Origin of the sequence: Novosphingobium sp. 18050, from assembly GCF_902706195.1 — a bacterium.
Lineage (GTDB): Bacteria > Pseudomonadota > Alphaproteobacteria > Sphingomonadales > Sphingomonadaceae > Novosphingobium.
The window spans coordinates 1-18,866 of sequence record NZ_CACSJO010000027.1; the positions used below are offsets into that span (position 1 = coordinate 1).

16 protein-coding genes and 1 riboswitch are annotated in these 18,866 nt (G+C 67.0%); of the genes, 3 read left to right on the top strand and 13 right to left on the bottom strand.

Annotation, left to right across the window (positions count from 1 at the left end; all coding sequences use genetic code 11):
- Window positions 1-654: Hpt domain-containing protein (locus tag GVL61_RS20085; RefSeq protein ID WP_200845006.1), on the top strand; the 654-nt coding region annotated here is incomplete at its 5' end.
- Window positions 651-1,580: a diguanylate cyclase gene (locus tag GVL61_RS20090; RefSeq protein WP_159982440.1), complete on the top strand. Its 930-nt coding sequence runs from the start codon at window positions 651-653 to the stop codon at window positions 1,578-1,580. The genes GVL61_RS20085 and GVL61_RS20090, both read left to right, overlap by 4 nt.
- A gap of 46 nt (window positions 1,581-1,626) precedes the next feature.
- On the opposite strand, the gene GVL61_RS20095 is transcribed toward GVL61_RS20090, so the two are convergent.
- The 8 genes from GVL61_RS20095 to cbiE all read right to left on the bottom strand — a co-directional run bounded on the left by GVL61_RS20095 (window position 1,627) and on the right by cbiE (window position 11,192).
- Window positions 1,627-4,803, bottom strand: a complete 3,177-nt coding sequence (locus tag GVL61_RS20095; RefSeq protein ID WP_304621352.1) for an efflux RND transporter permease subunit — start codon at window positions 4,801-4,803, stop codon at window positions 1,627-1,629.
- Window positions 4,793-6,058 carry an efflux RND transporter periplasmic adaptor subunit gene (locus GVL61_RS20100; protein WP_159982441.1) on the bottom strand — a complete coding sequence of 422 codons (1,266 nt, stop codon included), beginning with the start codon at window positions 6,056-6,058 and terminating at the stop codon, window positions 4,793-4,795. Before GVL61_RS20100 ends, GVL61_RS20095 begins: the two co-directional genes overlap by 11 nt.
- Window positions 6,058-7,341, bottom strand: a complete 1,284-nt coding sequence (locus tag GVL61_RS20105; RefSeq protein ID WP_159982442.1) for a TolC family protein — start codon at window positions 7,339-7,341, stop codon at window positions 6,058-6,060. The genes GVL61_RS20100 and GVL61_RS20105 overlap by 1 nt, the downstream gene beginning before the upstream one ends.
- 61 nt (window positions 7,342-7,402) lie before the next feature.
- Complete coding sequence (locus GVL61_RS20110; protein WP_159982443.1) at window positions 7,403-7,843, bottom strand: hypothetical protein; 441 nt, start codon at window positions 7,841-7,843, stop codon at window positions 7,403-7,405.
- Between the two features lie 185 nt (window positions 7,844-8,028).
- Window positions 8,029-8,793 carry a precorrin-6A synthase (deacetylating) gene (gene cobF / locus GVL61_RS20115; RefSeq protein ID WP_159982474.1) on the bottom strand — a complete coding sequence of 255 codons (765 nt, stop codon included), beginning with the start codon at window positions 8,791-8,793 and terminating at the stop codon, window positions 8,029-8,031.
- A 28-nt stretch (window positions 8,794-8,821) separates the two neighbouring features.
- Window positions 8,822-9,607 (bottom strand): precorrin-4 C(11)-methyltransferase, encoded by a 786-nt coding sequence (gene cobM / locus GVL61_RS20120; RefSeq protein WP_159982444.1) that lies wholly within the window; start codon window positions 9,605-9,607, stop codon window positions 8,822-8,824.
- Window positions 9,604-9,984, bottom strand: a complete 381-nt coding sequence (locus GVL61_RS20125; protein WP_159982445.1) for a cobalamin biosynthesis protein — start codon at window positions 9,982-9,984, stop codon at window positions 9,604-9,606. The genes cobM and GVL61_RS20125 overlap by 4 nt, the downstream gene beginning before the upstream one ends.
- Window positions 9,981-11,192 (bottom strand): precorrin-6y C5,15-methyltransferase (decarboxylating) subunit CbiE, encoded by a 1,212-nt coding sequence (cbiE, locus tag GVL61_RS20130; RefSeq protein WP_159982446.1) that lies wholly within the window; start codon window positions 11,190-11,192, stop codon window positions 9,981-9,983. The genes GVL61_RS20125 and cbiE overlap by 4 nt, the downstream gene beginning before the upstream one ends.
- Here cbiE and GVL61_RS20135 point away from each other — a divergent pair.
- Entirely contained in the window at window positions 11,182-11,952 is a 771-nt protein-coding gene (locus GVL61_RS20135; RefSeq protein ID WP_159982447.1) for a cobalt-precorrin-6A reductase, read from the top strand. The genes cbiE and GVL61_RS20135 overlap by 11 nt on opposite strands.
- On the opposite strand, the gene cobJ is transcribed toward GVL61_RS20135, so the two are convergent.
- From cobJ to GVL61_RS20160, 5 genes are all read right to left on the bottom strand, one after another.
- Window positions 11,916-12,677 (bottom strand): precorrin-3B C(17)-methyltransferase, encoded by a 762-nt coding sequence (gene cobJ, locus GVL61_RS20140; RefSeq protein WP_159982448.1) that lies wholly within the window; start codon window positions 12,675-12,677, stop codon window positions 11,916-11,918. The two genes, GVL61_RS20135 and cobJ, sit on opposite strands and share 37 nt — an antisense overlap.
- Window positions 12,674-13,411: a precorrin-2 C(20)-methyltransferase gene (gene cobI / locus GVL61_RS20145; protein ID WP_159982449.1), complete on the bottom strand. Its 738-nt coding sequence runs from the start codon at window positions 13,409-13,411 to the stop codon at window positions 12,674-12,676. Before cobI ends, cobJ begins: the two co-directional genes overlap by 4 nt.
- The gene (locus tag GVL61_RS20150) at window positions 13,408-14,037 is read right to left on the bottom strand and encodes a precorrin-8X methylmutase (RefSeq protein WP_159982450.1); all 630 of its coding nucleotides are present in this window, start codon (window positions 14,035-14,037) and stop codon (window positions 13,408-13,410) included. Before GVL61_RS20150 ends, cobI begins: the two co-directional genes overlap by 4 nt.
- Window positions 14,037-15,119 (bottom strand): cobalamin biosynthesis protein CobG, encoded by a 1,083-nt coding sequence (locus GVL61_RS20155; RefSeq protein ID WP_159982475.1) that lies wholly within the window; start codon window positions 15,117-15,119, stop codon window positions 14,037-14,039. Before GVL61_RS20155 ends, GVL61_RS20150 begins: the two co-directional genes overlap by 1 nt.
- Window positions 15,120-15,362: 243 nt before the next feature.
- A riboswitch (cobalamin riboswitch) is annotated at window positions 15,363-15,587 on the bottom strand.
- A 352-nt stretch (window positions 15,588-15,939) separates the two neighbouring features.
- Window positions 15,940-18,729, bottom strand: a complete 2,790-nt coding sequence (locus GVL61_RS20160) for a bifunctional aconitate hydratase 2/2-methylisocitrate dehydratase (protein WP_159982451.1) — start codon at window positions 18,727-18,729, stop codon at window positions 15,940-15,942.
- Window positions 18,730-18,866: the final 137 nt, after the last annotated feature.

The following is an 18,866-nucleotide window of genomic DNA, read 5'->3' on the forward strand; positions in this document are numbered from 1 at the left end:
AAACCGCAGGGTGCGGTGCTGCCTGACACGCTGCCGCCCTTCGGCCTTCAGGCCGCCTTGCTGCGCGTCAACGGCAAGGCATCGCTGCTGCACAAGCTGATCGTCACCTTCGCCGCGACCTATGCAGGTGCCCCGGATCAACTGCGCGCGCAGATCGCATCCGGCCTGCTGCCCGACGCCCGGCGCCTTGCGCATAGCCTGAAGGGCGTGGCCGGATCGCTGGAACTCCCCGCGCTTCAGGAAGCTGCTTCGAACCTCGAACGGCTGCTGGCCGGCGGTGATACCGAGCAGGCCGCCAGCGCCATCGCCGAATTGCAGGTCCACCTGACCCCCGCCATCGCTGCGGCGCAAAGCCTTACCGGCGGCCCGGCGCAAACGGCCCCGGTCCCTGCCCCCGCCCTCGACCCGGAAGCGGCGCAGCGCGCGCAGGCGGAGCTGCGCGAACTGGTGGTGCGCCGCAGCCTGGGCGCGCGGGCGAGCTTCAACCGCTTTGCCCAGGCGATCGGGCTGTCCGAGGAAGAACGCGCGCGCCACGGCGTGTTCCTGGCGCTGGAAAAGCTGGACTACGGCGCTGCGCTGACCCTGATCGACGCCGCCTCATCCCCCGAAGGAGCCGACATGCGCCTTGCCGACCGCGAAGGAGCCACCCCGTGACCAGAGCCACCATCCTGATCGTCGACGACGAGATTTCGAACATCGAGATCATGAACGCCGTGCTGGAGGACGACTACGAAGTCTGCTTTTCCACCTCCGGCGAACAGGCGCTGGAAACGGCGCGGACCACTCTGCCCGACCTCGTGCTGCTGGACGTGCTGATGCCGGGGATCGACGGCTTCGAGGTTTGCCGCCAGCTGAAAGGCGACCCGCTGCTGGCCGACATTCCGGTGATATTCACCACCGGTCTGGGTGATACGGCAGACGAGATGCGCGGCCTGTCTCTGGGTGCGATCGACTATGTAACCAAGCCCATCCAGCCCGCGATCCTGCGCGCCCGCGTGGGCAACCACGTGGAACTCAAGCGCCTGCGCGACCAGCTTGCCAGCATGGCCGTCACCGATGCGCTGACCGGCCTCAGCAACCGCCGCCAGCTGGAAAAGGCGCTGCACACCGAAACCGCCCGCCTTGCCCGCACCGGCGACTGGCTGTCGGTCATCATGCTCGACATCGATTTCTTCAAGCAGTTCAACGACACTTACGGCCACCCCGCCGGGGACCGCTGCATCTCCATGGTGGCCTCTGCCCTGACCCGGGCGGTCAAGCGCGCCTCGGACCTCTCGGCCCGCTATGGCGGCGAGGAATTCGCCTGCATCCTGCCCGGCGCCGACCCGCATGGGGCCGAATTGGTGGCGCAGGAGATCATATTGCAGGTCCAGTCGCTGAACATTCCGCACGAACGTTCGCAGATCAGCCCGTTCATCACCGTCAGCATCGGCGTGGCCAGCGCGCGGTGCCTGCCCGGCATGGCGGCGGAACAGTGGATCGGCCACGCCGACCGCCAACTCTACCAGAGCAAGCACGGCGGCCGAAACCGGATCACCGTTGCGCAGTTCGACAACACCGCCGAATATTGCACGACCTGAGCGCCCGGCCCGGCGTTTCCCTGCGGAGAGGCGCCGGGCCGGATCGTCAGACCGCCGGCGCCGCGCCGCTGCGGCGATGCACCAGCCGGTAGAGCGCGGGCAGCACCAGCAGCGTCAGGATCGTGGATGAGACGATGCCGCCGATCACCACGGTCGCCAGCGGGCGCTGGACCTCGGCGCCCGCGCCGACGTTGAAGGCCATCGGCACGAAACCCAGCGAGGCGACCAGCGCGGTCATCAGCACCGGTCGCAGGCGGCTGAGCGCACCCTGACGCACGGCATCCTCCAGTGTTGCCCCGCCTGCGCGCAGATCGCGGATAAAGGCCAGCATGACCACACCGTTGAGCACCGCGACGCCGGACAGGGCGATAAAGCCCACCCCTGCCGAAATCGACAGCGGCAGTCCGCGCAGCAGCAGCGCGGCAACGCCCCCACTCAGCGCCAGCGGAACGCCCGAGAAGACGATGCCCGCATCCCTGGCCGAACGGAACAGCGCAAACAGCAGTCCGAAGATCAGCAGCATCACCGCCGGCACCACCAGCCGCAGCCGCTGCGCCGCAGAGATCAGCTGTTCGAAGGTGCCGCCATAGCTGATCCAGTACCCCGCCGGCACCTCCACCTCGCCGCCGACTTTCGCCTGCAGTTCCTCGATGAACGAGCCGAGATCGCGGCCGCGCACGTTCGCCGTCACCACCACGCGGCGCTTGCCGTCCTCGCGGCTGATCTGGTTCGGGCCGATCACGACATCCACTTTGGCCACGTCCTGCAGGGGGACGAAGCCGCGCGCGCCTTCCCCGCTGGCCGGCAGGGGCACGCGCAGGCGGCCGATCTCGTCGGCCCGCTCGCGGATATTCTCGGGCAGGCGCACGATGATCGGAAAGCGGCGGTCACCTTCGAAGACCTGCCCCGCCTGTCTGCCCCCGATCGAGATCGAGACGACATCCTGAACATCGCCCACGTTCAGCCCCAGCCGGGCCAGCGCCGCCCGGTCCGGCGTGATCTGCAGCACCGGCAGGCCGGTCACCTGCTCCACTCTGACGTCGGCGGCGCCTTCGATCCCGCCGGCGACTTTCTCGATACGCTGGCCCAGTTCGTGCAGCGTGTCGATGTCATCCCCGAACACCTTGATCGCCACGTCCGCGCGGACGCCCGAGAGCAGTTCGTTGAAGCGCATCTGGATCGGCTGGGTGAACTCGTAGTTGTTGCCGGGGATCGTCTCCGCCGCCTTTTGCATTTCCGCGACGAGCTGGGTCTTGGGCTTGCGCGGGTCCGGCCATTCGCTGCGGTCCTTGAGCAGGACGAAAGTATCCGCGACCGAAGGCGGCATGGGATCGGTGGCCACTTCCGCCGTGCCGATCTTGGCCACCACCCGCTCCACTTCGGGAAAGCGCTTCAGCCGCGCTTCCAGCGCCGATTGCATCCGTACCGCCTGGGTCAGGCTGGTGCCGGGAATGCGCAGGGCGTGGAGCGCGATGTCGCCCTCGTCGAGGTTCGGGATGAATTCCGAGCCCATCCGCGTGGTGGCAAAGCCTGCCAGCACGAACAGCCCGGCCGCGATCCCCACCATCGCCTTCGAGCGGGACAGGGCAAAGCCAAGCGCCGGTTCGTAAAACCGGCGCGCGCGCACCATGATCGCGCTTTCCTTTTCCTCGACCTTGCCGGTGACGAACAGCGCCACCGCCGCAGGCACGAAGGTCAGCGACAGGATCAGCGCGCCGGTCAGCGCCATGACGACGGTGATCGCCATGGGGTGGAACATCTTGCCCTCCACACCGGTCAGCGCAAAAATCGGCACGTAGACGAGCGCGATGATGAGCACCCCGAACAGCGAGGGGCGGATCACTTCCGAAGTCGCCGAAGCGGCAAGGCCGAAGCGCTCCTCCCGCGATAGCAGCCCGCCCTTGCGGTGCTGCGCCTCGCCGAAACGGCTGAGGCAGTTCTCGACGATGATGACCGCGCCGTCGACGATCAGGCCGAAGTCCAAGGCGCCAAGGCTCATCAGGTTGCCCGAAACGCCGCCGCGCACCATGCCGGTGATGGTCATCAGCATGGTGACCGGAATCACCGCCGCCGTAATCAGCGCCGCGCGCACGTTGCCCAGCAGCAGGAACAGCACGACGATGACCAGCAGCGCCCCTTCCAGCAGGTTCTTCTCGACCGTCCAGATGGCCCGTTCGACAAGATCGGTGCGGTCATAGATCGGTTTGGCGACCACGCCCGCAGGCAGCGCCTTCGCCGCCACCGCAAGGCGCTCTGCCGAGGCTTTGGAGACGACGCGGCTATTCTCTCCCGCCAGCATGAAGACGGTGCCGAGCACCACTTCCCTGCCGTCCTCGGTCGCGGCGCCGGTGCGCAGTTCCTCGCCCATGCCGACGTCGGCGATGTCGGCCACGCGGATCGGAATGCCGCCGCGCGCGGTGACGATGATGCCCTTGAGATCGTCGATCCCCGCCGCCTGTCCCGGCACGCGGACAAGGTATTGCTCGCCGTAGCGCTCGATATAGCCGCCGCCGACATTGGCGTTGTTACGCTCCAGCGCCTGAACCACGTCGCCCAGTGTCAGCCCGTAGGCGGAGAGGCGTTCCGGCAGCGGGGCGACGTGGTACTGCCGCTCGAACCCGCCGATGGAGTTCACTTCGGTGACGCCCGGCGTACCCCGCAGCTGGGGGCGGATCACCCAGTCCTGCAGGGTGCGCAGGTCCTCGGGCGTATAGGCCGAACCGTCCGCCTTGCGGGCGCCGGGGCTGGCCTCCACCGTGTACATGAAGATTTCGCCCAGACCCGTGGCGATCGGCCCCATTTCGGGTTCGACCCCGGCGGGAAGCTGCGAGCGCGCGCTTTGCAGGCGTTCATTGATGAGCTGGCGCGCAAAGTAGATGTCGGTGCCGTCGGCGAACACCGCCGTCACCTGGCTGAGGCCATAGCGGGATACGGAACGGGTATATTGCAGCCCCGGCAGGCCGGCGATGGCCGTCTCCACCGGGAAGGTGATGCGCTGTTCGGATTCCAGCGGAGAGAAGCCTTCGGCCTCGCTGTTGATCTGGACCTGGACGTTGGTGATATCCGGCGTGGCGTCGATGCGCAGGGCATTGAAGCTCCACACGCCAAGCGCGCACAGCAGCAGCACCGTGCCCATCACTGCCCAGCGAAAGCGGATGGCGGCGGCGATGATGCGCTCCAGCAGCGGAGCACCACGCGGGGGTATCGCTATATCAGTGGTCATGGCTGGCCCCCGACTTCTCGATGTCCGCGCGGATCAGGAATGCGCCCTCGGCGACATATTCGGTGCCCGGTTCAAGCCCGCCCAGCACCTCGGTCCATTCCGGGGTGCGGCGACCGATCTTGATCATGCGCACTTCGTATGTGTTGCCGACGCGGGCGAAGACCACTTCGAAATCGCGGAAACGCTGGATCGCGCGGGTGCGCACGGCCAGCGGCGCCGTCTGTTCACCCACCGCGAAAGAGCCCTCCACGCCCATCCCGGCGCGGAACGCCTGAGTGGCGGATTCCGGCAGGTGAACGTGGGCCATCAGCGTCTGGCTGACGAGGTCGGCAGTCGGCACGATGGCTTCCACCTCGGCCTGAAGGCGGGTGTCGCCCGAAAGGCTGCGCACTTCCACGCGCTGCCCCGCGCGCACGCGTTCGGCATCGCGCGGATAGATGAAGAATTCGGCGTGCAGCTTGCTGGGATCGGCAACCACGAACAGCGGGGTATCTCCGGTGACACCGCCGACATTCGAATTCTTCTCGATGATCACACCCCCGATCGGGGTCGTCACGGGATAGGTGATAAGCGAATGCTGCGATTCCACCCGCGCCAGGACTTGCCCGCGCGACACTTTCTGGCCCAGTTCGCCGCGCATCCAGGTGACCACGCCGGGCAGGCGGGCGCGCACTTCGGCCTTGCCTTCCGGGGTGATCTCGATGCGGCCCGATACGTCGACCATTTCCGCCAGATCGGCGGGACCGGCCTTCTCCACCTTCACGCCGCCGGCGCGCGCGGCATCGGCGGAAATGGTCGTGCGGCCTTCATAGGAGGCATAGGTCCAGCTATGGCTGCGCCCACCTTCGGAGGCCATAACCTTGACGTCGAAGCTGTGCGGTTCGCGCACCGTGCCGTTGCCCTTCAGGTAATCGTCCTGAGGCGCGAAGCCGAAGCGATCGACCCTCCCGCCAAGGCGCTTCAGTTCGACCGATAGCTTAACCTCCGAAGGCGCCACCGGCTTGCCGTCCCGGTAGGCATAAACGTGGAATTCGGGTTCGACGCCGTCTTCGAAGATCGTCACCTCGACGGCGAAATCACCGTCGCGCAGCATCCGCCCACGGTGGGGTCCGCGTTCGAATTCTTCCTGGGCCGCTTCGTGGCCCTCGCCCTCCTCCTTGGATGCTTCGGGACTGCCGCCGCAAGCGGACAGCAGGGTCACCGCGGCCAGCAGGGATAGCGGCAGGCCGGTGCGCAGCAGATACGTCGGGGTCATCAGCGGTTCTCCGCGCTGGAAAGAAGGGAAGTGTGGCGGCCGGTCAGGCGGTCCAGCCGCGCTCCGGCAAGGTGGTAGCGGCGCAGCAGTTCGATCCGGCGCTGGTGCGCCTGGGTCACCACTTCGCGCGCGTTGGCAGCCTCAAGGTACGTGAAGGCAAGGCCCCCGCGCCGCAGTCCGTCCTGGATCAGCGATACCGAGCGGCGCGCGCCGGGCAGCACTTCGCGCTCGATCCGCCCGATCTCGTTCAGCGTCGCTTCGCGGTTGGCGACGAGCCCGGCGATTTCACGGTCGCGTTCGATCCGAGACACCGCCAGTTCGGCCTCCGCAGCGGTCTGCTCGGCCATGGCGCGTTCGACGTTGGCGCGGCTCGCGCGGCGCGTGCCGATCGGGATCGACGCGCCGACCACCAGCGCCACGTCGCCAAACTGCGCCAGATGCCGCACCGCGCCCTTCAGGGTGAGGTCGGGAGTGCCCTTGCCGTCCTCCATGCGCACGCGCGCGCTGGCGGCATCCCGCTCCGCATTCAGCAGGTCCAGATCGGGCGCCTCCTGCGCCGGTGGGCCCACAAGATTCGCTGCCGCTTCGAACTCGGCCTTGTTCAGCGTGAAGTCGCCCGCGCCGCCCCAGTAAAGCGCCAGCCGGTCGCGGGCGATGCGCGCCGCCTGCACCGCCTGATCACGGGCGATGCGTGCCTGCGCCGCGTCGGTGTGCGCGCGCTGCGCCGCGAACAGCGGGTCGAGAGCGGCCGAAACCCGGCGCTTCACTTCACCCTCGACCGCCTGGGTGGAGCGCAGGTTCTCCTCGGCAACGCCGATGGAGGCTTCGGCGGCAAGGGCATCCACCCAGGCTTCCTCTACCCGCTCCAGCAGGTCCAGCGTGCGCAGCCGTCCGCGCTGGTGGACCACGCCCAGTTCGGAACGCGCTGCATCGATCCGGGAATTGCGCTTGCCCGAACGCTCCAGCGTGCGTTCGTACCAGACGGTGGTTTCGGCCATGTTGGCTGGACGGTAAGTGCCGCTACCGGCGAAATTCTCGGCATCGACGGCCAGCGCGTCGAAAGGGCGCACCCCGGCCTGGCGCACAGCGGCCTCGGCCGCTTCCATGCGCGCGGCGGTAGCGGACACGCTGGGATCGGCCTGCGCAGCGCGGTTCAGCACGTCGTTCAGGTTCATGGTCTGGGCCAGCGCCTGCGGGCTGGTGGTCAGGAGAAGATACGCAGCGCCGAAAGAAAGGCAGCGCGCAGCGCGCACTGCGGCGCGCCTCGAAAGGCAAGTGGACATGGAGAGGCCCCCGCTAAAAGGCATGGAAAAATGATCCACGCCTCGAAGCGAAGCGGGGATCTCAGACGGCGGAGGGCAGGGTCTTCGGAGGGCGCTCTGGCGCGTGCACGGTCTGCCCTGGAACGGCGGCAACCTGCGGAATGCCAAGCCGCAAGGACGAGGCGGTCATGTCCGCCGTCTGCGCGCCATGAAGCGCCGGCAGGCTCGATCCATGATCGGCATGATGGTGGTGATGTGCCGGCACGGTGCCTTCGGCATCGCGCTCGTTCTCAGCCTGCGCGGCGTCAGCGGCGGCATCGACGTGGATATCGGCGCCGTCCATCGTGACCGCGCCAAGCCCTTCGTGATGGTGTGCGCCGTGCACTTCGCCGGGAATGTCATGCTGGATGCGATCGAATGCACTTACGCCCTGCACCGCAGCCGAAAGCAGCATGAGGAACAGGCACAGCATCGCGCCAAGGCGGCTGATGGAAAGGCATGGCGTTACCGTCACTCCCGTCACGCTATAGCCTCAGCGCCCTCCCGGCAAGCCGATGAACCTCCGGCGCGGCTCCACAAAATCGCGGGCGGCCGAATCCGGTGGCCGTAATTTACCAAAGCCGATGCGGATCTCATTCCCGACTTTCAGATGGGGACCAGTCATCTCCGCCTGCCGGGCGCATATGCGTGAAAGCCGTCTCGCTTAGCTCAGCCGCCCTCGGCGGTCCCGCGCCGCAGCAGGTAGACGTCCATCACCCAGCCATTCTCGCGACGCAGGCGGGGTTTCAGTTCGGCGATGGCAGGCCCTGCTTCCGCAAGTAGCCCAGATACCAAGGCTTCATTCGGCATGCCGAGATAGGCGCCCCACCAGATGCGGATGTCCTGATCCGGCAGAACCTCGAAAGCGCAGGCAGGGTCCAGCATGACGACCAGCGTATCCACGCCTTCCGGCCATCCATGTGTGCGCAGCAACCGGCCCGTTGTGATGGTCACGGGCCGGGCGAGCCGGTTCAGGGGGAGGCGGTGGGCGGCCGTCAGGGCCTGTATGCTGGTGATGCCTGGAACCACCCGCAGGTCAATCTCCAGACCGCCGCGCTGCAATCGCTCGGTAATGCGCAGCGTGCTGTCGTAAAGCGATGGATCGCCCCATACGAGCAGGGCCAGCCTGCCGCCATCGGGTAGGTGGAGCGCGATCTGCTCCATCCAGACATCGGCGATGGCATCGTGCCAGGCATTCACCGCGCCGAGATATTCACCCTCGGCATCGCGCGTCGGCAGGTTGAATTCGGCAATGCGCACCGGCCGGGTCAGGACGGCATCGCAGATGCCCCTGCGCAAATCGAGCAGGTCCGACTTGGCACTGCCCTTGCGCGGCAGCAGGATCAGGTCGGCATCGTTCATAGCCCGGATCGCCTGAAGGGTGAGGTGATCGGGGTTGCCGGTGCCGATGCCGATGAGACTCAGTTCCATCACAGCGACGGCGCGGCGCGGAACGGGCGATTCATTCCGCCGACCCTGCATAACGGGAACCCGCGTGTTGCGGGCGGAACCGGCGGTCGTAGTCTTTGGCATAGAGGCTGCTTTCGGCGAAATGCTGCGCCTCCAGAACCCGGCCGACCAGGATCAGCGCAGTGCGTTCCATGCTGTCTGCAACGGCCTCGGCGATGGTGTCGAGCGTGGCGCGGACAATCCGCTGGTCCGGCCAGCTTGCCCGCCATACCACGGCGACAGGGCAGTCTCCGCCGTAAAGCGGGCCAAGGTCCGCGACGACCTGCGCCAGATTGTGGACCGAAAGGTGGATCGCCAGCGTCGCCCCGGTAGCCGCGAAATTGGCCAGGCTCTCGGCGGAAGGCATCGTGCTGGCCCGGCCCGGCGTGCGGGTTAGGACCACGGACTGCGCCAGCGCCGGCAGCGTTAGTTCCGCCTCCAGCGCAGCGGCAGCGGCGGCGAACGCGGGGACGCCGGGGGTCACGGTGAAAGGAATTTTCAGCGCGCGCAGGCGGCGAACCTGCTCCCCCATAGCTGACCACACCGAAAGATCGCCGGAATGCAGCCGCGCCACGTCCTGACCGGCGGCATGGGCCGCGCTGATCTCGCCGATGATCGCATCGAGGTCCATCGGCGCGGTATTAACGATGCGCGCACTCGGCGGACAGTGCCCCAGCACGGCCCGAGGGATCAGCGATCCGGCATAGAGGCAGACCGGGCTGGCCGCGATCAGATCCCTTCCGCGCAAGGTGAGAAGATCTGGTGCGCCCGGTCCGGCGCCGATGAAGTGGACCGTCATTGCGATGCTCCCTTTGCGATATCTTGTGCGATGGCGCAGGTCGCCATGCGATCTTGTGAAATCCGGCGAGGGGCCAGCAGGCGTGGCTCCTGCGCCCGCAGCGCTGCAAGGGCGCAGGCCTCGGCCACGCTGCCCACGCCCCGCTTCGCCAGCGAAAGTTTGGACAGGGTCAGCGTCTGCAGACCCACCACCTGTTCCAGGGCAACGGCGATCACCGGCAGGGACAGCAGGTTCGCCAGTTCGGCCAGATCGTCCGCCTTGTCGGCAAAGGTCGCCAGATGGGTCACCGGCGGAGCGCCCTCCCGCGCAAGCTGATACGCCGAGCATAGCGAGAAGACGCTGGCCCCTGCCCGGAATCCGAAGCCGGCGACGATCACAGCGCCGTGCTCCACTGCACGACCGGGTAGCGCGAACGCCAGCCCCGGCGGCTCCCCAACGGCGCAGCGTCGGCCAGTTCGATACGCAGCAGGTTGCCGCCGAGCCGGCCGTGCCATGCGGCCAGCAGGGCCTCGGATTCAAGCGTCACCGCATTGGCCACCAACCGGGTGCCGGCGGGAAGCAGCGCCCACAGCACTTCGAGCAGCGCCTGCGACAGCCCGCCGCCGATGAAGACTGCAGAAGGCGGCGATCCTTGCGGAAGCGTCTCCGGCGCGCGGCCAAGGATCACCTCCAGCCTGTCCGCGCCCAGGGCCAGGGCATTGGCCTTTGCCCGCCCGGCCCGCACAGCGTCCGCTTCCACGGCGCAGGCCGCGTTGGCGGGATGGGCGAGCAACCACTCGATCGCGATGGACCCCGATCCCGCGCCGATGTCCCACAGCAATTCGCCGGGGCGCGGGGCCAGAGCGGACAGGGTCAGCGCGCGCAGGGGGCTCTTGGTGATCTGGCCGTCGTGGTCGAACAGACTGTCGGGCAGGCCGCAGGTCGCAGGCAGCACGGCCCCCTCGCCCCGTACTTCGATACCGGCGGCCACGGGGTGGGCTACCTCCGCAAGCTCCGGCGCGGTGGCGGTTACAGTGCGCAGCCGTTCGCGCGGGCCGCCCAGTGCTTCCAGCACATGGATGGCGGAGGCTCCAAAGCCCTGCTCGGCAAGATAGGCCGTGAGCGGCCTCACTGCCTCGCCGCCGCGCAGCAATGCCAGAATGCGCCGCCCCGGCGAAAGGTAGGGACGCAGCCGCTGCACCGGGGCCGCATGAAGGCCAAGGCATGCCGTGTCCTGTATCGCCCAGCCAAGCCGCGCCGCCGCCAGCGCGAACGTGGAAAGCGCCGGATAGGCCGTCCACTCTCCCGCCTGAAGATGGCGCGTCACGCTGGAGCCCGCGCCGAACCAGAACGGATCGCCCGATGCCAGCATCACCACCCTGCGGCCCCGGTGGGCAAGCACTTGCTCCACCCCCTCGGCGAAGGGCACTGGCCATTCGATGCAGGCAGCGCTAACCGGCCCCAGAAGGACAAGGTGGCGCGGCGGCCCGATCACCAGATCGGCCTGCGCCAGTGCAGCCCGGCTCGCTGGGCAGAGGCCGGAGGCGCCGTCCTCGCCGATGCCGACGATCGTCAACCAGGGAGAGTGGGAGTTCATGTCAGCCAAACCGAACGTCCTGCTGCTGGGCGGTACGACCGAGGCGAGCAGGCTCGCCCTGCTGCTGGCCGAATGCGGGATAGCCGCGAGTTTCAGCTATGCGGGCCGAACCGAAAGCCCGCGCCCACAGCCCATTCCCATGCGCATAGGCGGCTTCGGCGGGGTGGCCGGGCTGGCGGCGTACCTGCGGGAGCACCGCATCACCCACCTCGTCGACGCCACGCATCCCTTCGCGGCGATGATGAGCGCCAATGCTGTGGCCGCCGCAGCTCTGACCGGCACGGCCCTTGCCGCGCTCACCCGGCCCGCGTGGCAGCCCGAAGCGGGCGACCGCTGGACGCGCGTGTCCGGTCTTGACGATGTCGTCGCGGCGCTCACCGGGCCCCGGCGCCGCATCATGCTGGCGCTGGGCCGGATGCATGTCGATGCTTTCGCCGCGCAGCCCCAGCACCATTACCTGCTGCGCTTCGTCGACGCGCCGGAGCATCCCCCCACCCTGCCCGACCACAGCCTGGTGGTGGACCGCGGTCCGTTCGCGGCCGAGACCGATCGCGAACTGCTGCAGGCGCACGCCATCGACCTCATTGTGTGCAAGAACGCCGGTGGCAGCGGCGCCAGCGCGAAACTGGTCGCGGCACGCCAACTGGGCCTGCCGGTGCTGATGATCGATCGCCCCGCCCTGCCCGAGCGGCACGAATTCCACCGCCCGCAGGATGTCCTGCTCTGGCTCGGTCACGATGCCTCCCCCGGCACCGAACGCGGCGTGTAGAGGATTGGCGTGCCCGGTCGCTGGATGATCCGGGTCCGGCTCGAACCGACGATCACCATCGTGCGCATGTCCGCCATTTCCGGCCGCGCTTCGCCCAGTGATACGATCCGCAGGGTTTCCTCGGGCGTGGTTACCGCGCGGGCGAAAAGGATCGGGCGTTCATCCCCGCAGACGTCGCGCAGAACCGCCAGCGTGCGGGCGAACCCGTCCGGTCGCGCCTGCGAGCGGGGGTTGTAGAAAGCCATCGCAAAATCCGCCTCGGCGGCCAGGCGCAGGCGTTTTTCGATCACCGACCAGGGCTTGAGATTGTCGGACAGGTTGATCGCGCAGAAATCGTGGCCCAGCGGCGCGCCTGCACGGGCCGATGCCGCCAGCATCGCGGTGATGCCCGGCAGGACCTGGATGTCCAGTGTGCGCCAATGCTCCGGCCCGGCTTCCAGCGCCTCGAACACGGCGGCGGCCATGGCGAAGACTCCCGGATCGCCCGACGAGGCGACGACCACGCGTCGTCCCTGCGCCGCCAGATCAAGCGCGAGCGCGGCCCGGTCCAGCTCGACCCGATTGTCGGACGGATGCAGCACCAGCCCTTCGCGCGGCCTTACCCGCGCAACGTAAGGGCCATAACCGACCACGTCGGTCGCCTCTGCCAACGCCGCATCGACCTGCGGCGTCACCAGTGCCTCGTCGCCCGGACCAAGTCCCGCGATAGCGATCCAGCCGCTCATGGTCGGCGGCCCTGCCCGTGGATCAGCAGTATCGCGAAGTAGGGCGTGACGCTCTGCGCGTCGGCAAGGCGGGTTACGCTCTGCCCCGGCATGGCGGCATGTTCAACCAGCCACGCCCCGTCTTCGCGGCCGGCAGCGGCAACAGCGCGGCGCAGTTTGGCCAGATTGCGGCCGATCTTCATCACCACCAGCGCATCGGTATCGCGGATACGCCGTACCAGTTCTTCCTCGGGCAGGGTTGCCATGGCGACGGTCAATACATCGTCCCCCCAAGTGATCGGCAGGCCGGTCGCGTTCCAGGCCCCGGCCATGCCGGTGATGCCGGGCACCACCTCCACCGGAGCCCGCCCGGCGAGACGGCTGTGCAGGTGCATGAACGACCCGTAGAAGAAGGGGTCACCTTCGCACAGCACCACCACGTCTTCACCGTTGCTGGCGACGGCCATCAACTGCTCGGTGCAGCGGGCGTAGAAGGCCGATAGGCAGGCGTTGTATTCCGGGTCGGAAAACGGGATCTCGGTCGTGACCGGGTATTCCATGGGAATTTCGATGACGTCAGGCCGCAGCATCCCTTCGGCGGTACGCCTTGCATGGCCGAAGCGGCCCGCCTTGCGGAAATAGGCCACCTGCCGGGCCCCGCGCACGAGCCTGTCGGCCCGCACGCTCATCAGGTCCATGGCGCCAGGGCCCAGCCCCACGCCGTGGATCGTCCCGATCGTTCCCGCGTCCTTCATTCCGCGCGGCTCGCCAGCGCGTTGACCGCCGCCACTGTCACAGCACTGCCGCCCAATCGCCCCGCGACGATACAGCCGGGCACCGGCAGCGCCTGCCACAGGGCATCCTTGGACTCTGCCGCACCGACGAAGCCGACCGGGCAGCCGATAATCGCGGCGGGGCGCGGACAGGCAGGGTCCTCCAGCATGTTGAGCAGGTGGAACAGGGCCGTCGGCGCATTGCCGATGGCCACCAGCGCGCCGGCAAGATGGGGTCGCCACAGTTCCAGCGCGGCGGCGGAACGGGTGTTGCCCATCACCTTTGCCATGTCTGGAACGGCCTCGTCGCCCAGGGTGCAGATCACCCGGTTGCCTGCGGGCAGGCGCGCGCGCGTGATGCCCTCGCCCACCATTCGCGCATCGCACAGGATCGGCGCACCGGCCGCCAGCGCAGCGCGCGCGGCAACGGCGAAACCGGACGAGAAATGGATGTGCTGCGCCAGTTCCACCATGCCCGCGGCATGGATCATCCGCACCGCAACGGGTTCTTCCTCAGCGTCAAAGTGCGCCAGGTCGGCCTCGGCGCGGATGATGGCGAACGACTGGCGGTAGATCGCCGAGCCATCCTTTTCGTAGTCGTAAGGCATCAGGTGGCTCCGAAGTGGGCGATAAGGCTGTCGATATCCAGGCCCGCTCGAAGCGGCGGGGCACCGGCACGCTGGCCAAAGGAAAGATCGTAAGCGCCGCCGCGTCCGGTCAGCACCACATCGGCCACGCCGGAATGGGCGCAGCCCTTGGCGCAGCCGGAGACGTGCAGGCGGCCCGCGACATGCGGCGCCAGCCTGCGCGCCAGCTCCCGCGTTTCCACGCTGGACTGCGGGCATTCCGGCATGCCGGGACAGGCATCGATGCGCAGCAGCGGTTCGTGCGGGTCGATCGACAGGCCATCGACCTCACCCGGCACCCCGCCTTCTACCATAAGAATACGCCAGGGAGTGGTGCGTATGCCCCTGACACCCGGCATCTGCGCCAGCTGGCCAAGGGTTTGCGCTTTCAGGCGGCCGAAGGGCAGGCCATAGGCCGCCCCCAGTTCATGCATACCCGGCGTCAGAGCGGGTTTCGGCCGCGCAGGCTCCGCGCCTCCGTTCGCCCAGTCGGGCAGGGAGGCGGCATGGCGCGCCATGCGCCCAGCGGTAGGCCCGCCGCTCACAGCGAACCACTGCGCCAGGTCGAGCAGTGCCTGTGCCTCACCGCCCGGCCGAAGCGGCGCGCCTTTTGCGCGGCCTTCTGCGCGCAGCAAAAGATCGCCCTTGCTGCAGCGCTCGATCCGGAAATCGCCGGGCTCGGCGCTCAGGAGGGGCACGGCGCCTGCATCGATGACGAAGCCGACCTTGCCCGGCAGCGCGGGCAATTCGCCGAGCCGGTCGTGAAGCGCGGCTGCGATGCGGTGGGTATCATCGCCCGGCTTCCATTCGGGCGAAACGAGGATGTTGCGGCGGCTTTCAGCCACGCCGTCCGCATCGACGAGACCAAACGCCACCAGCCGGTCCAGCAGGTCCGGCCATGCCGCCTCACTCACACCACGGATCTGCAGGTTGGCGCGGCGCGTGACATCGAGCGAGCCCGAACCGCAGGCAAGCGCCGCCTCGGCCAGCCCGGCGGCCTGCACCGGTGTCAGGCGGCCAAGGCGCGGCTTCACGCGGACCAGAAGTCCGTCTCCCGCCATCATCGGGCGCCAGGCATCAGGGCACCAGCCCCTGACATTGCCGCCGCTGCTGCCACCTTGCGGTGTGCTCACAGTCCCTCTCCACGCGCCGGGCGAGAAGGCTGGGCTTACCGACATCCTCGGCCGCCGCGCACCACTGGGCAGGCGCAAAAGCACCCAACGCCACGCGGCCGTGCAGCCCCAGCCACACAGCTTCGTCGCCCAGACGGAGAAGTACCGTGCCATGACCAACCCCTGGGTCAGGGCAAGAGCGACCGGTGCGCCGGCAGGTCTCCTGGCTCGCGGGTCACAGCTTGATGCACGCCTTCCCAGATGGGCTAATGAGCCCTTCCAGTGGCTGCCCCGGCATGGGGCATGTGCATCGCGCTATCCGCTCACAGTTGCAGGGACAGCCACGGAATTGGGAGCCAAGGCCCCCGCACCGCATTCCCGATTAAGCCCGTCAAGGGCACCGGCACGATCATGTCCGGCGACAGGCAAGCCTGCCGCCTTGCCCCGCCCTATCGAATTCGCATCGCGAAGCCAATAGACGAACGCACGCTACGCAAAGCAGCGCGCAAAACGGGCAGATTCGAAAAGCGATCAAGGGTCTGGAATGAAAATAGCCGGGAGCGGCCTTTATCGGCAGGCTGCACGGCGAATAATGGCTTCCGGCGCTATGGCACAGGAGCCCTGCGCGCGATCCGACGTTCAAACGTCAGTATCGGCATGGCCTCAGTGGGTCTGAAACGGCCAGTGGGTCAGGAACGGCGACGCATGCGAACCGCATACGCCGCCGTTCCTGAGGACCAGTGTCAGTATTCTGACAAATCCAGTTCGACTTTTAGAACTGGACGGACTTGGCGTCGATGGGAGTAGCCTTCGGCGGAGCGAACTTGGTCAGATCGATCCCGACGACGGCAGCCTTGTATTCCTCGGTGCTGGGCGTGCGGCCCAGGATTGCCGAGAGCACCACGACCGGGGTCGAAGCCAGGAGCGATTCGCCCTTCTTCTCGGCGCTATCCTCGACGACGCGGCCCTGGAACAGGCGGGTGGAGGTGGCGAGGACGGTGTCGCCCTTCTCGGCCTTCTCCTGGTTGCCCATGCACAGGTTGCAGCCGGGACGCTCGAGATAGAGGATGTTCTCGTACTCGGTGCGGGTGGCGGTCTTCGGCTTCACGTCATCGAATTCGAAGCCCGAGTACTTCTGGAGGATTTCCCAATCCCCTTCGGCCTTCAGTTCGTCGATGATGTTGTAGGTCGGCGCCGCGACGACGAGCGGTGCCTTGAACGCGACCGTGCCTTCGGTCTTCTCGATGTTCTTGAGCATCTGCGCGACGATCTTCATGTCGCCCTTGTGCACCATGCACGAACCCACGAAGCCCAGATCGACCTTCTTGGTGCCGCCGTAGTACGAAACCGGGCGGATCGTGTCGTGGGTGTAACGCTTGGACACATCGGCGTTGTTCACGTCGGGGTCGGCGATCATCGGCTCGTCGATCAGGTCCAGGTCGACGACGACCTCGGCGAAGTACTTCGCATTGGCGTCGGGAGCCAGCGCGGGCTTCTCGCCCGAACGGATCTCGGCGATGCGCGCATCGGCCTTGGCGATCAGGCCGCGCAGCGTGCCTGCGGCATTTTCCATGCCCTTGTCGATCATGATCTGGATGCGCGACTTGGCGATTTCCAGCGACTCGATCAGGGTCTCATCCTGCGAGATGCAGATCGAGGCCTTGGCCTTCATCTCGGCCGTCCAGTCGGTGAACGTGAAGGCCTGGTCGGCCAGCAGCGTGCCGAGGTGGACTTCGATGATCCGGCCCTGGAACACGTTGTCGCCGCACTGCTTGAGCATCTGCGCCTGGGTGCCGTGCACCACGTCGCGGAAGTCCATGTGCGACTGCATCGAGCCCTTGAATGTCACCTTGACCGACTGCGGGATCGGCATGGTCGCCTCACCGGTGGCCAGCGCCAGCGCCACGGTGCCGGAGTCCGCACCGAAGGCCACGCCCTTGGACATGCGGGTGTGGCTGTCGCCGCCGATGATGATCGCCCAGTCGTCCACGGTGATGTCGTTCAGCACCTTGTGGATCACGTCGGTCATCGCGTGATAGGCGCCCTTAGGGTCGCGCGCGGTGATCAGGCCGAAATTGTTCATGAAGGACATGAGCTTCGGGATGTTCGCCTGCGCCTTCTTGTCCCAGACAGAAGCCGTGTGGCAACCCGACTGGTACGCGCCGTCGACGATCGGCGAGATGACGGTAGCCGCCATCGCCTCAAGCTCCTGCGCGGTCATCAGGCCGGTGGTGTCCTGCGAACCGACGATGTTCACCTTGACGCGCACGTCCGAACCGGCGTGCAGCACCTTGCCCGGCGTCACGCCGACGGCATTGCGGTTGAAGATCTTCTCGACCGCGGTCAGGCCCTGGCCTTCTACGGTGAGTTCCTTGTTCGGGGCATAGACCGGGGTCGCCTCGACGCCGAGGGTCTCGGCGGCGAAGGTCTGGAGCTTCTTGCCGAAGACGATGGCATAGGAACTGCCGGCCTTCATGAACTCCATCTTCTGGGGCGTGAAGGCGGCGGCGATGTCGACCAGTTCGTTGCCGTTCTCGTCGCGCAGGGTCTTTCCCTTGACGTCGATCTTCAGGACGGTTCCGGTTTCAACCGAAAACGTCTGCTCGAGGACCGGGTTGCCGTCATTGTTGATGACAGGCTTGCCGTCTTCGCCGAGCTGCTTGACCCAGTTCTTCAGGTTGATGCCGATGCCGCCGGTGACGTCGACGGTGGTCGCGAAAATCGGCGAGATGCCGTTGGTGCCCGCGACGACCGGAGCGTAGTTGACGAACGGCACGTAGGGGCTGGACTGCTTGCCGGTCCACAGCGCCACGTTGTTCACGCCGGACATGCGCGACGAGCCGACGCCCATCGTGCCCTTTTCGGCGATCAGCATCACGCGCTTGTCGGGGTGCAGGGCCTTCAGTGCCACGATCTGCTGCTGTGCTTCGGGCGTGATCATGCACTGGCCGTGCAGTTCGCGGTCCGAGCGCGAGTGCGCCTGATTACCCGGCGACAGCAGATCGGTGGAGATATCGCCTTCGCCCGCGATGAAGGTGACGACCTTGATCTCGTCCTCGACTTCGGGGAGCTTGGTGAAGAACTCGGCCTTCGCGTAGCTTTCCAGAACGCTCGTCGCGACCGCATTGCCGGCCTTGAAGGCATCGCGCAGGCGGAACATGTCGGCGTCGTAGAGGAACACCTGGGTCTTCAGCACATCGCCCGCGCGCGCGGCGATCGCGGCGTCATCGCCAAGGGCGATGTCGAGCAGCACTTCGACCGAGGGGCCGCCCTTCATGTGCGACAGCAGTTCAAGGGCGAAAGTGGGCGTGATCTCCGCGACGACGGTTTCGCCCAGGATGATCTGCTTCAGGAAGGCAGCCTTGGCTGCTGCGGCGCTCGTGGTGCCGGGAAGCGTATTGTAGACAAGGAACTTGAGAGCATCCGCCCGGTGTTCGCTGCCTGCATTCGTGATGAGAGCGATGATTTCATCGATTAGCTTGCCGTCGTCGATCGGCTTGGGAGCAAGCCCTTCAGCTTCGCGGGTTTTGATTTCGGCCAGGTAATCTTGATATACGCTCATCGTAATCCCAACATCATGAGGTGCACGGACCCGGATTCGGCGCTGCGTTCCGAAAACGTTGACCGGCGTGGAGACAGATGGGGTCCCGGTAAGCCAACCAAGCCTAGCTGGCAAGGCACCGAATGCCGACAAAAATG

Coding starts and splice junctions, on each gene's coding strand:
- GVL61_RS20135 (WP_159982447.1), top strand. CDS start 11,182: ATGTCAGCCAAACCGAACGTCCTGCTGCTGGGCGGTACGACCGAGGCG.
- GVL61_RS20105 (WP_159982442.1), bottom strand. CDS start 7,341: ATGTCCACTTGCCTTTCGAGGCGCGCCGCAGTGCGCGCTGCGCGCTGC.
- GVL61_RS20100 (WP_159982441.1), bottom strand. CDS start 6,058: ATGACCCCGACGTATCTGCTGCGCACCGGCCTGCCGCTATCCCTGCTG.
- GVL61_RS20150 (WP_159982450.1), bottom strand. CDS start 14,037: ATGCCTTACGACTACGAAAAGGATGGCTCGGCGATCTACCGCCAGTCG.
- GVL61_RS20095 (WP_304621352.1), bottom strand. CDS start 4,803: ATGACCACTGATATAGCGATACCCCCGCGTGGTGCTCCGCTGCTGGAG.
- GVL61_RS20155 (WP_159982475.1), bottom strand. CDS start 15,119: ATGATGGCGGGAGACGGACTTCTGGTCCGCGTGAAGCCGCGCCTTGGC.
- cobM (WP_159982444.1), bottom strand. CDS start 9,607: ATGACGGTCCACTTCATCGGCGCCGGACCGGGCGCACCAGATCTTCTC.
- cobI (WP_159982449.1), bottom strand. CDS start 13,411: ATGAAGGACGCGGGAACGATCGGGACGATCCACGGCGTGGGGCTGGGC.
- cobJ (WP_159982448.1), bottom strand. CDS start 12,677: ATGAGCGGCTGGATCGCTATCGCGGGACTTGGTCCGGGCGACGAGGCA.
- GVL61_RS20160 (WP_159982451.1), bottom strand. CDS start 18,729: ATGAGCGTATATCAAGATTACCTGGCCGAAATCAAAACCCGCGAAGCT.